A 14,799-nucleotide genomic window follows, 5' to 3' on the forward strand; every position below is an offset into this window, starting at 1 on the left:
CAAATCGATATCATCATGATGAAAAAACTTTTTTTACTGATCTGCCTGGCTGCGGCCTTTGTTACAGGGGCTGCGGCTCAGGAAATTTCCATTGATAAAGGCTGGAAATTTGCCATAAGCGACTCGGCCCAATGGGCGCAGCCCGCCTATAACGATGCCAACTGGAAACCCATCAACCTGGCGCGCCCCTGGGAAAGGCAGGGCTATGCAGATGTTAACGGTTTTGGTTGGTACAGGCTGCATTTAATTATCCCATCTTCCTTAAAAGAAAAATCTTACTTAAAAGATAGCTTACGCATCACCTTAAATGATGTTGATGATAATGACGAGGTTTACCTAAACGGACAGCTGATAGCCAAATATGGCGGTAAGGCCAGCGATATACAGACAGGCGATTATGGCCCGCGTAGCTATACCATAGCCGCAAATAATCCTGCCATTTTGTGGGATAAGCAAAATGTATTAGCGGTACGCATATTTGATACCGGCGGCGACGGCGGCCTGTATGGCAGTAAATTCACTTTGGCCATGGCTGACGTGATGGACCCTGTAAGCATTAATACTGATGCCGATTTCAATTATGGCGTTAACAATAGTTTAAGTAAATCCATCAAACTTATTACCACCAGTAATTACGTTTACAAGGGAAAGTTGACCTTTAAAGTAACCGATCCTGAGAATAACGCTGTTATTTATAACAAAACAAACGATGCCAGTTTTACAGCCGGCAAACCTTTTACATATAATTTCAGCATAGCCCGGCTGGCGCAAAAGTCATATACGGTTAGCTATACTTTTACCGAAGAAAAATCAGGTAAAAACATTACCAAAACGGATGGTACGCCTTATATTCTTACCCCTGCACCTGCCCTTACCCCTAAAGTTAACGGGCCCGATGTTTATGGTGCAAGGCCGGGCAACCCTTTTTTGTACCTGATACCTGCCAGCGGACAAAAACCGCTTACCTATGCGGCGAAAGGACTTCCGAATGGTTTAAAGCTGGATGCTAAAACCGGTATTATAAGCGGCGTGGTTAATCAAAAGGGCAATTATACCGTAACCCTTACAGCCAAAAACAGCCTGGGTGCAAATTCAAAAAACTTCACCATAAAAATTGGCGATCTGATTGGGCTTACCCCCGCACTGGGCTGGAACAGCTGGAATGCCTTTGGTTTATCTATTAATGATGAAAGGGTGCGTGTCGCCGCTAAAACCATGATAGATAAGCTAAGCGCACATGGCTGGAACTACATCAATATTGATGATGGCTGGGAGGCCGAGAACCGTGCAGCAAGCGGCGAGATCGTGACCAACCAAAAGTTCCCGGATATGAAGGCTACTGCCGATTTTGTGCATAGTCTGGGTTTAAAAATGGGGATCTATTCATCTCCCGGCCCACGCACCTGCGGTGGTTACCTGGGCAGCTGGCAGCACGAAGACCAGGACGCTAAAACCTATGGCGACTGGGGTATCGATTACTTAAAATATGATTGGTGCTCGTACACAGAAGTGGCGCCGCGGGACCTAACGCTGGATGATATGAAAAAGCCATACCGGGTAATGCGTGCATCGTTAGATAAGATACCACGCGATATTATGTACAGCTTTTGTCAGTATGGCATGGGCAAGGTTTGGAACTGGGGTGCTGAGGTTGGGGGCAATAGCTGGCGCACCACGGGCGATATTACCGATACCTGGAAAAGCATGGCGGATATTGGCTTTAGCCAAATGGATGCCGCCCCGCATGCCGAACCGGGGCATTTCAATGACCCGGATATGCTGATAGTAGGTAAAGTAGGCTGGGGCGATAACCAGCACAATACGCGCTTAACACCTGATGAGCAATATACCCACATCAGCCTGTGGAGCCTGCTGGCATCGCCATTGCTGATAGGCTGCGATATGGGCAAACTTGATAAGTTTACGCTTAACCTGCTTACCAACGACGAAGTTTTGGCTATTAACCAGGACGCATTGGGTAGAGAAGCCATGCGTGCAACAAAAACTGCTGATTACCAGGTATGGATAAAAGACATGGCTGATGGGAGCAAGGCTGTTGGTGTTTTCAATACGTCAGATATCTATCAAACGATTGTTATAAACAGAAATGAGAACGGCTTGCAGGGGCTAACCCAAGTACGCGATGTATGGCGCCAAAAGAATTTGATGTCGCCCCGTAACAGCTACACCGTTAAAGTAGCGCCACACGGTGTAATGTTGGTGAGATTTAGTAAGTAAGAAATTGGCCGATTAAATTGCCTCCTTGGGGAGGGCGCGATGATTGTGTAGCTGCAGGGAGGGGGGTACTTGTTTGACAGGCGGCCGATAATTTATAATGCTATTAGTAATAAGAAGAGTAAAGAAAAAAATAAACAATATGGGCGTAATTTGGAAAGGGGTATTCCCCGCAGTAACTACAAAGTTTACAGATGATGACAGGCTTGATTTTAATGCCTTTGATAAAAACATCGAGGCACAGATAGAGGCCGGTGCAAGTGGTATTATTATAGGTGGTTCGCTGGGAGAGGCAAGTGTTTTAAGCGACAGCGAAAAGATTGAACTGCTGCAACATACCGTTAAGGTGGTTGCCAAACGCGCCTATGTGATATTAAACATCGCGGAGCAAACCACAAAGGCGGCCCTGCTATGCGCGGCCAATGCCGAAAAGTATGGTGCCGATGGACTGATGATGCTCCCGCCGATGCGCTACAAGGCTGATGAGGAAGAAACTGTAAAATATTTTACAGATGTAGCCAAAAGCACAAAGCTGCCCATCATGATCTATAACAACCCATACGATTATAAAATTGAGGTTACGCTGGATATGTTCGAGCAGTTATCACCGTACAAAAACATACAGGCGGTAAAGGAATCAACCCGCGATGTAAGCAACGTTACCCGTATGATCAACCGTTTTGGCGACAGATTTGCCATACTTTGCGGGGTAGATACCCTGGCTTTAGAAAGCCTTTTTATGGGCGCCGATGGATGGGTGGCCGGTTTGGTAGATGCCTTTCCGAGAGAAACAGTTGCTATTTACCGTCTGGCTAAACAAGGCCGCATGCAGGAAGCGTTAAAGATCTATCGCTGGTTTTTGCCTGTGCTTGAACTGGATATTCATGCCAAACTGGTGCAATACATCAAGCTGGCCGAATCGGTTACCGGCCTGGGCACCGAAACCGTACGTTTGCCGCGATTGAAAATAACCGGCAGCGAACGCGACAGGGTCTTAGGCGCCATTAATCACGCCGTGAAAAACCGCCCGGAATTACCCGCGGGCAGCTGGGGCATAGAAGCTGAGGTGGATGTAACAGGTGTGAGTTGATAATACTGTTACCTGTTTAGCAGATGTCAGTCTGAGCTTGTCGAAGACTTAACAAAGCGGTGAAGAGGCTGTTATATATTTAAACAGGAAGCTAACCAACACAGCCATGTAAGTAAAGCCTTGTAATTATTAAATTACCCAGCCCCGCAAACATGGCGGTATGATAGGTAATTTACAACGGGCTAAATAAAAACACTATGGAAACACAAAATTTAATTGGTTATCAATATATAAAGGGCGGTAAAGCCTTCAGAGCGGTAAATCCCGCGACAGGTAACGAACTTGACGCGGAATTTAATGCCGCCAGCTTGCAGGATGCTGACAAAGCCATGCAATTGGCCGCCAAGGCATTTGAAACCTACAGCCTAACCGGTGGTAAAGCCAAAGCAGCTTTTTTGCGCAGCATTGCCGAAGAGATAAACGCCATTGGCGATACCTTAATACACCAGGCCATGGCCGAAAGCGGCCTGCCCGAGGCACGGCTGCAAGGCGAACGCGGGCGTACTACGGGTCAGTTGAATATGTATGCCAATTTGCTTGAAGAGGGCAGTTGGGTAGAAGCAGTAATTGATACTGCCATACCAGATCGCACTCCACTACCAAGGGCAGATATCCGTAAAATGATGGTGCCGATTGGTCCGGCAGTGGTATTTGGGGCAAGTAACTTCCCCATGGCGTTTTCGGTTGCCGGCGGCGATACCTGCTCGGCTTTAGCATCGGGTTGCCCGGTAGTGGTAAAAGCGCATCCGGCGCACCCGGGTACCAGCGCGCTGGTTGGCGAAGCCATTAAAAAAGCCGCCCAAAAACATGGTATGCCCGAGGGGGTGTTCTCCCTGCTTTACGATGATGGCTATACCATTGGCGAGGCATTAGTGAAACATCCCAAAACAAAGATTGTGACCTTTACCGGCTCGCTTAAAGGCGGCATGGCCTTAGTAAAAATGGCGCAGGACCGCGATGAGCCTATCCCGGTTTTTGCAGAAATGGGCAGTATAAATCCCGTTATATTATTACCAAAGGCTTTGGAAAAGCGCGCCGAAGAACTGGCAAAATTATCGGCAGCAATAACCACCAATGCGGGGCAATTTTGCACACAGCCGGGTTTATTGCTGGCTGTCAGATCTGCCGCGTTAGAGAAATTTAAAACAGCGCTTGCTGCCGCTATAGCGGATGTTAATTCGGCCACTATGTTAACGCCGGGCATTTGTGCCAATTTCAATAAACTATCCGGCGGCATGCTGGCAGATAGCAATGTTGAGGTTATAGCCAAATCAGACAAGCTCAACACTGATAATACTAATCAGGGCGCTGCCGTGGTTACCCAAATAAGCGCGTCGGCGTTTTTGGCTGATGAAAAATATAAAGAAGAGATCTTCGGGCCTTACACCATGTTGGTTCTTGCTGATGACGAAGCACAACTGGAGCAGGTGGTAGATAGCCTGCACGGCCAGCTTACTGCCAGCATTATGGCCGAGAAAGAAGAGCTGCCGCATTATAAAAGTATTACTGATAAACTGGCTAAATTAGCCGGCAGGGTTATATTGAACGGCCCGCCAACAGGGGTAGAGGTAGGCAATGCCATACAGCATGGAGGCCCGTATCCCTCAACATCCGACAGTCGTTTTACATCAGTAGGTACAGGTGCAATCAAGCGCTTTGTGCGCCCGGTATGCTGGCAAAACTGGGAGCAGGATATGCTGCCGGAAGAATTAAAAGACGGCAACCCGCTTGGTATATGGCGATTGGTTAATGGGGAAATGAGCAAATAGTTGAAAGTTTAAGGTGTAAAGTTGAAAGTGACTTTGAACCTTAAACTTTTCACTTTCAACTTAAAATATGAACAAAACATTCTTCTGCATAGACGCGCATACCTGCGGTAACCCGGTAAGGCTGGTTGCCGGCGGCGGGCCGAATTTGATTGGTGCCAACATGAGCGAAAAGCGCCAGCACTTTCTGCACGAGTACGACTGGATCCGCAAGGGCCTTATGTTTGAGCCGCGCGGGCACGATATGATGTCGGGCAGTATATTATACCCGCCTCATGACCCGCAGAACGATGTAGCTGTGCTGTTTATTGAAACCAGCGGCTGCCTGCCCATGTGCGGGCACGGCACCATCGGCACCATTACCATTGCTATCGAGGAAGGACTGATCACGCCGAAAATACCCGGCATTGTGCGTATGGAAGCGCCGGCCGGCCTTGTCTTGATATCCTACAAACAGGAAGGCAAAAAGGTGAAGTCGGTAAAGTTGGTGAATGTGCCAAGCTACCTTGCAGCCGAAGGCCTTCGGGTGGAGTGTCCTGAGCTGGGTATGCTTACTGTCGACGTTAGTTATGGCGGCAACTTTTATGCGATTGTTGATCCGCAGGAAAACTTCAAAGGCCTGGAAAACCACACCGCAGATCAGCTGATATCATGGAGTCGTGTTTTACGGCAGCGGATAAGTGAAAAATATACATTCGTCCACCCCGAGAACCCAACTATAAACGGCTGTTCGCATATCCTTTGGGCTGGTAAAACCATATCACCGGAAGCAACTGCACGCAACGCTGTTTTTTATGGCGATAAGGCGATAGACCGATCGCCGTGTGGCACCGGCACATCTGCACGTATGGCGCAATGGCATGCAAAAGGTAAACTTAAAAAAGGCGATAAGTTTATCCACGAAAGTATCATTGGCAGCCAGTTTATCGGCACGGTTGAAGATGAGGTAATCTTGGGCGGTAAGCCGGCCATTGTGCCCGGTATCGAGGGCTGGGCAAAGGTTTATGGTTACAACACCATCAAAATTGATGACGAAGACGATCCGTACGCATTTGGGTTTCAGGTAATATGATATGACAAGTAATCAGCACGTCATTGTGAGGAACGAAGCAATCTCTTTAGGACAAGCGGCCATGCAAGGCGTTAATACAAAGCCTGGAGATTGCTTCGTTCCTCGCAATGACGCGTAAAACAAACAGAGGGTATGAAAGCTATAATAATAGGCGGGGGAATAATAGGGCTCTTTTCAGCGTATTACCTGAACAAATCAGGCTGGGAAGTAGAGATACTGGAGCAGGGCGACCTGACGGACAACGCATCTTTCGGTAATGCAGGCATGATCGTGCCCAGCCATTTTATACCGCTGGCGGCGCCGGGCATGGTTGAGCAGGGCATCCGGTGGATGTTTAACAGTAAAAGTCCGTTTTATGTAAAACCAAGCCTAAGTCCCGACCTGATAGGCTGGGGACTTAAATTCCTAAAAGCGGCCAATAAACATCATATCGAACGTTCGGCAGGTGCCTTACGCGATCTTTCTTTACTCAGCAAAAATCTTTATCAAGGCCTTGAAAATGATGCTTACTTTGATTTTGGCTTTGCCGACAAGGGTATATTGATGCTTTTTAAAACGCCTAAATTTGAAGAAGAAGAACGCTATACCGCCGAAAAAGCGGTGCATTTAGGACTTGATGCTCAATACCTAACCGCTGATGAATGCCGCAAACTGCAGCCGGATATTGAGTTGGATATTTTAGGCGCGGTGCATTACCACTGCGATGCGCACCTATACCCCAATAAACTAATAGCGGGTTTGGTTAACTATTTAGAAAAGGCCGGGGTAAAGATTCACCGAAATACACCGGTTACCGGGATAGAGCATGCCGGGGGCAATATCACACAGGTCATCAGCAATGATAAAAGCTTTAAGGGCGATGCTTATATTTTAGCCGGGGGTGCATGGACACCTGCAATAGCAAAACTGGCGGGGTTAAAAATACCGCTGATGCCGGGTAAGGGTTATTCGTTTATGGTTGATGAGCCACGGCACCGTATGACTATCCCTGCGCTGCTGTGCGAGGCAAGAGTATCAGTAACGCCTATGAACGGGCAGATACGTTTTGGCGGCACCATGGAGATAGGCAAAATAAACCAGCAGGTGAATATGAACCGGGTGGCAGGCATCGTGGAATCCATCCCTCAATATTTCCCCGATTTTGCGCCTGCTTTACCACGGCAAAAAGATATCTGGTTCGGGTTTCGCCCATGCTCGCCGGATGGGTTACCGTACATCGGCTTATCTGACAAATATAAAAACCTGGCGGTTGCCGCCGGGCATGGCATGATGGGCTTAAGCCTTGCGCCGGCTACCGGCAAATTGGTAGATGAGATGCTGAATAACAACACCCCTTCGGCGGGTATCAGCCAGTTTAAACCGGACAGGTATGCTTAATATTTATCGATTTAGTGATTGACTGAATTAGTGATTAAAAATGGCTTTCTTAAAATCAATAAATCATTAACTTAATAAATCAATAATTGCTCCTGTGTTTCCTGGTAAAATCAAATATCCTGGAGATGGTAAATCCTAAACGGAACTGGCCTTTGCCCCAGCTCGATTCGGTATCGTTAAGGTAATTAAATTCGGATATGGCCTGTGCGTTGGTAAAGTTGATGGTAAATACGTGCCCGCCGGTCTCAATTTCGATACCTACGCCTAAACCGTCGTAAAAGCGTGGATCAGTGCTGTTGTTCCTGAAATCAGAGAACGGATGCACATAATCGATCAGCAACCCCATCCGTTTCGAGAACTTCAAACGGCCTGCTGCCGATAGGGCGAAGATATTTTTTTCGTTACCCGCCAAAAATGGAAATGGGGCATTATTCATCAAATACATAGGTGACACCTGCAACGATAAAGCCGGTGAAAATTTACGGGCTACAACCGCCTGCAGCAGATGCGAGAAACGGTTGCTGTAATTATCAAAAAGCGTAGTGTTTGAGTGGTAGGTTTTAAGCCCGGTTTTACCAATTAAAGTGAGGGCGAATGGGATGCTTTCGTCGGTTTTTTGATGAAGCAGGTTATATTTCAGGCCCAGCTCAAGCAATGATTCAAACTTGCTGCGACCGAAATCGATGTTTAGGTTATCGCTGAGGCCGTATTCAAAACCGATATAGATATCAGACGAGTTATCAAGTCCCCACAGCGTTTTGCCGCCGCCCGCCGATCCGCCGATATCGCCGAAGCGATGTATCACCAAAAAGTTAAGCTCATTCTTTTTAACTGTTTCGGTGGTTTGCGATAATATTAAACGCGTTGCCTTAAACGTGGCTATCACCGGTTCGCCTTTTTCGGGAGTGCTGAGGGTTTTCATCAGCGCATCGGCTGATGCGGTATCTGTTGAAGTAGTTTGCGCTTTTAATAAGCCGGCTGTACACAACAGCATAATAAACAAGAGGGATCTTTTCATGTGATTATAGTGTGAGGGATGTTATTTATAGGGTGAATAAGTTGCCGATACCGTTATCTTGAGGCTTTCGGCAATGTTGTGGAAAACCAGCGTTGGGATATCTACTTTATGATCTTTACAGGCCACCATAAACGTCGATGAAAGGCTTATGACGCCATTGTTTACTGTTAATTTGCCCGGTATAGTGCGGCTTTGCTTTACCCCGTGCACCTCAAGTATACCGCTCGCAATCACAGGGTAAGCACCGTCTTTCGTAACATCAACCTTATCGGTTAACTTACCCCTGAAGGTGGCTTGCGGGTACTTATCGCTTTCCATATAGTTTTCGTTAAAATGCTCCTGCATAAGCGCCTTATCAAACTTAAAAGAACGGATGGGAATGCTAAAAGCAAGTTCGCCGGTGGAAGTGTTAAAAACCGATACCCCTTTGTCGGTACGGGCCTCAATATCTTCTATAGGCGCCTTTGAATAAAGTGTTACTACCGCGTTTTTACAGGCATAGATATCCTGCCCCGTTTGGTTTACATTGAACCAAACGAGTAATATTACTCCGATATATTTCATGTTTTTACTTAGGTTTCAGTACCGAATTAATGTTCCAGGTTACTCCAACCGCAACGCCTGCCGATTTCAGGTTTACCTGCCCGTAACCAATACCCGTGAGCGGTAGTTTGTAATAGGGCTGTATGCCCAAACCGAATTTAGAGCTGAGTTCCCGCTGATAGGTCATGTTCAGGTTAAGTACCCCCATAATATGTTTGTTTTGGTTGCGTATGTTATAAGTTGCAGGCCCGCCCGGATAGGCGCCGGCATAGTTGAATGTGTAGTTCTCGCGCAGCATAAAATACGATGAAAGCCCCGTGCCTAAACTGAATTTATTGCCGCCCTTGTTATAAATCTGGTAACCCACATTTAAAGGAATATCCAGCACAATACAGCTTGCACTAACACTTACGGGATCGGTAGCGAACTTGTAAGCGGTGGAGTAATTGGCAAAATCACTTAAATAAGGTTTGTCGGCATATATGGCGCCGGTGGTTATGCTCCATTTTTTGGATACGCCCACGGTTAATAAAAGCCCTGCATTAGTGCCTACCTTGTTTTGCGAAAACCCCTTAACGCTGTTGATATCCGGCGATGCCACAAAGCTCAAGGAAAAGATTGGTTTAAACCCTGCGGATGATGCGACCGGTTTTTTCTTAGATTTTATATCATCAACTACAGAGGCTAACACAGGTGCCTTTTCAAGTAAAGGGCTATCAATCGTTGCCATATTGTTGGCCAGGTTATTTGCAGAGGCGTTTACAACGGTATCTATTTTGTTATTAGCTATGTAGGCAACGGCTTTTTTTGGAGGGGTGGTACCAACTTGTGGCTTTACAACAGCAGGTACAAAGTTATAGTTGCCTTGTTTGCCGGCAGTATTACGGCCGCGCTCGCCGGCAGATAAGGTAAAGAACGATCTACTTTTACGGCGCATACCATCTGCACTCATCGTGTTGCTATCATTTGCCGAAAGCGTATTACTTTTGGATTCTGCCAGTTGCCGGGCAGGCGGGCCGTATTTGCCGGTATCTTGTTGTGCCTGGGGTTTTGTTTTAACTAATTGCGTCGCAGCGTCATCAGGCTTTAGGGTTGGGTTTATATATAACCAGCCTATAATAAGCAGCAGCATCGCTGCAATAGTGCTTGCCAGCAAAACCAGGCTGCGTGTTATACCTCTGCTTTTTTTACCATCCAGCATAGCTTCCATAGCGTCCCAGTCCTCCTCCCGATACGATGCCTCTTCGCCGTGCCCGGTTAGGCCGCGGTTGAACAATTTATCAATACTATCTTCTTTTTCTTCTTTCATTTTTTGGTTACGTTATTCACAAAAGAAACAGACAGGTTGGGGTCACTTTGCTGTGTTATGGATATAATGGTATCGTTTGATGGCTGGTTTGGCTTATTGGGCATGCGGTTGCTTTCGGCTATCATTACTTTTAATTTTTCGCGCGCTTTATGCAGGTTAGATTTTGATGTGCCTGTACTGATATTAAGCATGTCGGCAATTTCCTCGTGCGTATAACCTTCAATGGCAAATAAGTTAAATATGGTGCGGTAGGCACGCGGCAGCCTGGTTATCATTTCCAGCAATTCGTTGTAACTTAAATTTTTGTCGGCATATTCCGTATCGTTGATATGTGCCGCTTTATCCAGTTCTTCGGTATAAGCCACCTTTAAGTTAGACCGGTAATAATCTATAGATGTGTTCACCATAATACGGCCAAGCCATGCTTTAAACGGCTTCCCTGTATCGTATTTGTCCAGGTTTTTAAAGGCCTTGTAAAACCCCTGATTCATGATCTCTGAAGCTTCGTACCGGTTGGCTGCGTAGCGTAAACAAATGCCCATGGCAAAGCCATAAAAAGCTTTATATAACAGCTTTTGGCTCAACCTGTCATTGTTTAAACAACGTTTTACCAGTTGGTACAGTTCATCTTCGCCCATATTGGGGATTCTGTTTATGCTTAAATATTACCTTATCTGCATACATCACGATGGATATGATGCAAAGGTTGCCACGGTGTTAGAAAATTTATGGTTTCCCGATAGCGGTCAGTATATGATCTATTGAATTTACTTAAATAAATCTGAGAAAATTAGGTATAATTAGAGATTATCAAATCAGTATCAGATCAAAATCAAGTAATCCCGTAAATCATCAATTATAGCGATGAAAGTACTGCCTTTTACCATACCTGTTCCGCACGATAAAACCATTATAGTGCAGCGTGAGACACTGCCGAGCTTTTACCCGCATTTGCACCGCCACGCCGAGGTGCAGATAACCCGGGTAAGGGAAGGGCATGGTACTTTGCTTGCCGGGAATAGTATGCACCCGTTTGGGCCCGGCGAAATATATGTACTTGGCGTAAACCTGCCGCATGTATTTAAAAGCAGTACCGAATATTTTGAGGACGACAGCGACTTAACTATCGAGGCGCTTACCATTTTTTTCGATCCGAAGGGTAAAATGTCGGCGTTGTTTGATTTGCCCGAAATGAAAGCGGTACAATTGTTTTTTGAACAATGGCAATGCGGGTTTAAAATACCTGCGGCCGGTTACATATTTTTTTCGTCATTGATCGATAAGGTTGAAAAGTCTGCAGGCGCTTCGCAAATGGCAGCCTTTATTGAAATGCTGCACATGATGAGTAAAGTTGACGGGCTGCAGCCATTATCGACAGTAAACTATGCCCAGCCCCTTACCGATCCTGAAGGGGTAAGAATAGCATCGGTGTATAATTATATTATGCATAATTTTAGTACGCCCCTAACACTGGATGAGGTTGCACAGCAGGCACATTTAACGCCCAATGCCTTCTGCCGTTATTTTAAAAAGCATACCCGTGTAACGTTTACCGCTTTTGTAAATAAGGTTAGGGTAAACCAGGCCTGCAAATTATTGGTAAGCAGTAACTACAACAGTATAGCCGATGTTGCTTACAATTGCGGCTTTACCAGTGTTACCAATTTTAATTATGTATTTAAGAACGTTACCGGCAGGGCACCGAGAGACTATGTAAACGAATACGAGCGGGAACTGAAAATAAAGCCACGATAATTCTTAATTTCCAGGCGTTTTGTAATAATAAATTGGCGCGTAAACGCCCTCGCTGGTGGTATAATAACCTTTACCGTCGGGGGTAAAAGCAACGGATTCGCCTTGCTTCTCCTGCTTGTAGGGCAATTCCTGTGGCATGCTTTTAAGGGTTTTCCAAACGGGCTGGCCAGCGGTGCGCCGCCAGTAGTAAACCTTCTCGTAGCTTTTTAAGAGTATTTGCAAGCCATCGGCCGATATATCAGCGGCGGTTATCCATTTAAACGGCTTTAATCCTTTAAAAAACAATCGCCCTCTTAATGTCAGCGTTATGGTATCATTGGCCTTAAATTTTAAGGGCGATGTATAAACGCCTACGCTATCGCTGCGCTTGGTTATAATGTAAAGCAGCTTTTCTACCGGGTCTATCGTCATGGCTTCGGCATCTTTAGGGCCGTCGGGGTATTTTAAGTTAAGCGAAACAGGCGTGGCATGTGCCAGGCTGTCCTTGCCCCACGAGGGGCTTTCTTCGGCGCGGTAAACGGTTATGTATTTTCTTTTTGAACCGTTATCGCCAATATCACCAATATAAACGTAGCTTTTGCCCTTTAACGGGCCGGGCCCAACGGCAATATCCTCGCAATCGCGCACACCAAGCCGCTCGGCTTTGTCACCCGTATAATATATGGTTGTTTTTAATTTGCCATCGGGTGTAATGGCAAAAAAACGGCTGGTATCGCCGCTATCATTATGGGCGTAGTAAATACCGGTATTTAAACCTGAAGCTACCAGACCTGACGTTTCGTCCATTTGCTTTGCGTACAGATGGCTTTGGGGTAGCTGCTTATTATCGATTAAACGGTGCTTGGCAAACGCCGCTATAAAGGTGATGCATAATACCGGTATAAATATTTTTAAGGCTTTACTTTTAAACATAACTAAGCTTATAGAACAAAAAACGGCCCATATTATTATATGGGCCGCATCATTATGTTTTTAAACTGACACTTACGAATCTTGCGTTGCCAGGCTTGCCTCCTTGCTGAAAACCAGCTCGGCATCCGGCTTTGATACGTCGGTTATAGCAACTTTGCCGCGCTCTCTGCGCAATATCCTGTTAAATAACGATATCTCCCGGTCAAACAAAAACCTGAAGAATAATTTGGTCCAGGATGTATGGTAATATAGTGTGTCGTAATACTCAGGCGCCGTTTTCCTGATCTCCGGCAGTTTATTCCACGGGATAGAAGGAAAATCGTGGTGCTCGTTATGAAAACCAACGTTAAAGGCCACCGCGTTAAAATTCCCGTAATAGCTGTATGTTTCCTGCTCAGCGCTGTGAGTTAAGTAATGCTCTTGTACCCATCGGGCGCCAAGTGGGTGCAGGCCAACCGAAAACGAGAAGCTTAGCAGCAAAAACGCTAACGAATGCCAACCCATAAATTGGTAAATAACTACTGTAAAGGCTATTTGCAATACCCAGTTAGTTAGTATCCATCCATCAAACGGGTGAATTTCGCGCAAGCGCGATAAGCGGAACAACTGGAATATAGGGAAAAACAACAGCCATAATGCTTTACCTAAAAAAGAGTTGTTGATCAGCTTTGCTTCCCAGCGGTTTGGCAGGTCGGCATCCAGTTCATGTATACCTTGAAAAGAGTGGTGTTTAATGTGATATTTCTCGAAAGAAATGGCGCTTGGCAGTATTTGCGGCAAATTGGCAAACATTGATGCCCAGCGGTTGGCATTGCGGTTTTTAAATAGTAACTGGTGGGTGCACTCGTGTATCATCACAAATAAAGCATGATCGGCAAAGGCTCCTAATAAATAGGCCGCGCCAAATACCAGCCACCACGATTGATCGCGGAGGAACCATGCCAGTATTACCTGGAAGGCAACCAGCCCGATTATTGCCCAAATGGTTTTTGGATTTTTTCCAATAAGGTTTCTTAACTGCGGGAATTGCTTTAATATCTTCTTAGTACGTATACGGTGCGGTTCCGACTCCTGGGAGTAAACAAAATCAGTCTTCTTCATATAGGGTTAAAACGATGAAGATAAGGATTAGGTGTTAAAAAAATGACTTTCTTGTGAAATTTCCCCAAATTTAGCAATAAAACCCTTACGGTACTTAATTTTAAGGAAAAATAATTGCCCTTAAAATACTAAACAACCAAACTTTTTAATAAATATTTTAATTTATAGAAATTTTATGTGGTGGATATATGCTTTACTATCAGCCTTATTTGCAGCTTTAACCGCCGTGTTTGCAAAAGTTGGCATCAAGGGCGTAGACAGCGACCTGGCCACCGCTGTACGCACAGTAGTGATTTTGCTTATAGCATGGGGAATAGTGTTGTATAAGGGCGCGCAACATGGCATAAGCGGCCTTAATAAACTAAACTGGACATTTTTAGTGCTTTCGGGCGTTGCTACAGGTCTGTCGTGGATATTTTATTTTAAAGCCCTGCAATTGGGCAAAGTGTCGCAGGTAGCGCCGGTAGATAAGTTAAGCGTAGCTATAGCTATTATACTGTCTGTATTGTTTTTGGGCGAGCCGCTTACGCTAAAAACCGGGTCGGGCGCCTTGCTCATAATAGCCGGTACGCTTATTTTGATATTTTAGGATCAACATAGTGTATATGTAACAATTACGAA

13 protein-coding genes are annotated in these 14,799 nt (G+C 45.7%); 7 read left to right on the forward strand and 6 right to left on the reverse strand.

What is annotated here, in order from left to right; translation table 11 throughout:
* Positions 1-15: 15 nt before the first annotated feature.
* The 5 genes from HDC91_RS18790 to HDC91_RS18810 all read left to right on the forward strand — a co-directional run bounded on the left by HDC91_RS18790 (position 16) and on the right by HDC91_RS18810 (position 7,540).
* Positions 16-2,238, forward strand: coding sequence for a putative Ig domain-containing protein (locus HDC91_RS18790; protein WP_183554834.1), 2,223 nt, complete (start codon positions 16-18; stop codon positions 2,236-2,238).
* Between the two features lie 139 nt (positions 2,239-2,377).
* A complete protein-coding gene (locus HDC91_RS18795) occupies positions 2,378-3,325 on the forward strand; it encodes a dihydrodipicolinate synthase family protein (protein ID WP_183554836.1) in 948 nt (315 codons plus the stop codon).
* A 197-nt stretch (positions 3,326-3,522) separates the two neighbouring features.
* The gene (locus tag HDC91_RS18800; protein WP_183554838.1) at positions 3,523-5,094 is read left to right on the forward strand and encodes an aldehyde dehydrogenase (NADP(+)); all 1,572 of its coding nucleotides are present in this window, start codon (positions 3,523-3,525) and stop codon (positions 5,092-5,094) included.
* A 67-nt stretch (positions 5,095-5,161) separates the two neighbouring features.
* Positions 5,162-6,163: a 4-hydroxyproline epimerase gene (locus HDC91_RS18805; protein WP_183554840.1), complete on the forward strand. Its 1,002-nt coding sequence runs from the start codon at positions 5,162-5,164 to the stop codon at positions 6,161-6,163.
* Positions 6,164-6,295: 132 nt separating this feature from the next.
* A complete protein-coding gene (locus HDC91_RS18810) occupies positions 6,296-7,540 on the forward strand; it encodes an FAD-binding oxidoreductase (protein ID WP_183554842.1) in 1,245 nt (414 codons plus the stop codon).
* Positions 7,541-7,619: 79 nt separating this feature from the next.
* Here HDC91_RS18810 and HDC91_RS18815 read toward each other — a convergent pair whose 3' ends face one another.
* The 4 genes from HDC91_RS18815 to HDC91_RS18830 are packed head-to-tail and all read right to left on the reverse strand — an operon-like array spanning position 7,620 to position 11,048.
* Positions 7,620-8,558, reverse strand: a complete 939-nt coding sequence (locus HDC91_RS18815; protein WP_183554844.1) for a DUF5777 family beta-barrel protein — start codon at positions 8,556-8,558, stop codon at positions 7,620-7,622.
* Between the two features lie 21 nt (positions 8,559-8,579).
* Entirely contained in the window at positions 8,580-9,122 is a 543-nt protein-coding gene (locus HDC91_RS18820; RefSeq protein ID WP_183554846.1) for a YceI family protein, read from the reverse strand.
* Positions 9,123-9,126: 4 nt separating this feature from the next.
* Positions 9,127-10,410 (reverse strand): hypothetical protein, encoded by a 1,284-nt coding sequence (locus HDC91_RS18825; RefSeq protein WP_183554848.1) that lies wholly within the window; start codon positions 10,408-10,410, stop codon positions 9,127-9,129.
* Positions 10,407-11,048 (reverse strand): RNA polymerase sigma factor, encoded by a 642-nt coding sequence (locus tag HDC91_RS18830; protein WP_183554850.1) that lies wholly within the window; start codon positions 11,046-11,048, stop codon positions 10,407-10,409. The genes HDC91_RS18825 and HDC91_RS18830 overlap by 4 nt, the downstream gene beginning before the upstream one ends.
* Positions 11,049-11,274: 226 nt before the next feature.
* Here HDC91_RS18830 and HDC91_RS18835 point away from each other — a divergent pair, with 226 nt between their 5' ends.
* Positions 11,275-12,165: an AraC family transcriptional regulator gene (locus tag HDC91_RS18835; RefSeq protein ID WP_183554852.1), complete on the forward strand. Its 891-nt coding sequence runs from the start codon at positions 11,275-11,277 to the stop codon at positions 12,163-12,165.
* A gap of 3 nt (positions 12,166-12,168) precedes the next feature.
* Here the strand turns inward: HDC91_RS18835 and HDC91_RS18840 are convergent, their stop codons facing one another.
* On the reverse strand, positions 12,169-13,077 hold the full coding sequence (locus HDC91_RS18840) for a hypothetical protein (RefSeq protein WP_183554854.1): 909 nt from the start codon (positions 13,075-13,077) through the stop codon (positions 12,169-12,171).
* Positions 13,078-13,149: 72 nt separating this feature from the next.
* Entirely contained in the window at positions 13,150-14,178 is a 1,029-nt protein-coding gene (locus HDC91_RS18845; RefSeq protein WP_162430806.1) for a fatty acid desaturase, read from the reverse strand.
* Positions 14,179-14,353: 175 nt separating this feature from the next.
* Here HDC91_RS18845 and HDC91_RS18850 point away from each other — a divergent pair, with 175 nt between their 5' ends.
* Positions 14,354-14,767 (forward strand): EamA family transporter, encoded by a 414-nt coding sequence (locus tag HDC91_RS18850; protein ID WP_183554856.1) that lies wholly within the window; start codon positions 14,354-14,356, stop codon positions 14,765-14,767.
* The last annotated feature ends 32 nt before the right edge of the window (positions 14,768-14,799 follow it).

This window comes from Mucilaginibacter sp. AK015 (assembly GCF_014200785.1).
GTDB lineage: Bacteria > Bacteroidota > Bacteroidia > Sphingobacteriales > Sphingobacteriaceae > Mucilaginibacter.

Bases quoted from the DNA above. Each gene is read 5' to 3' on its own strand.
- HDC91_RS18795 (WP_183554836.1), top strand. From the start codon at position 2,378: ATGGGCGTAATTTGGAAAGGGGTATTCCCCGCAGTAACTACAAAGTTT.
- HDC91_RS18820 (WP_183554846.1), bottom strand. From the start codon at position 9,122: ATGAAATATATCGGAGTAATATTACTCGTTTGGTTCAATGTAAACCAA.
- HDC91_RS18835 (WP_183554852.1), top strand. From the start codon at position 11,275: ATGAAAGTACTGCCTTTTACCATACCTGTTCCGCACGATAAAACCATT.
- HDC91_RS18815 (WP_183554844.1), bottom strand. From the start codon at position 8,558: ATGAAAAGATCCCTCTTGTTTATTATGCTGTTGTGTACAGCCGGCTTA.
- HDC91_RS18790 (WP_183554834.1), top strand. From the start codon at position 16: ATGATGAAAAAACTTTTTTTACTGATCTGCCTGGCTGCGGCCTTTGTT.
- HDC91_RS18845 (WP_162430806.1), bottom strand. From the start codon at position 14,178: ATGAAGAAGACTGATTTTGTTTACTCCCAGGAGTCGGAACCGCACCGT.
- HDC91_RS18825 (WP_183554848.1), bottom strand. From the start codon at position 10,410: ATGAAAGAAGAAAAAGAAGATAGTATTGATAAATTGTTCAACCGCGGC.
- HDC91_RS18840 (WP_183554854.1), bottom strand. From the start codon at position 13,077: ATGTTTAAAAGTAAAGCCTTAAAAATATTTATACCGGTATTATGCATC.
- HDC91_RS18850 (WP_183554856.1), top strand. From the start codon at position 14,354: ATGTGGTGGATATATGCTTTACTATCAGCCTTATTTGCAGCTTTAACC.
- HDC91_RS18810 (WP_183554842.1), top strand. From the start codon at position 6,296: ATGAAAGCTATAATAATAGGCGGGGGAATAATAGGGCTCTTTTCAGCG.
- HDC91_RS18805 (WP_183554840.1), top strand. From the start codon at position 5,162: ATGAACAAAACATTCTTCTGCATAGACGCGCATACCTGCGGTAACCCG.
- HDC91_RS18800 (WP_183554838.1), top strand. From the start codon at position 3,523: ATGGAAACACAAAATTTAATTGGTTATCAATATATAAAGGGCGGTAAA.
- HDC91_RS18830 (WP_183554850.1), bottom strand. From the start codon at position 11,048: ATGGGCGAAGATGAACTGTACCAACTGGTAAAACGTTGTTTAAACAAT.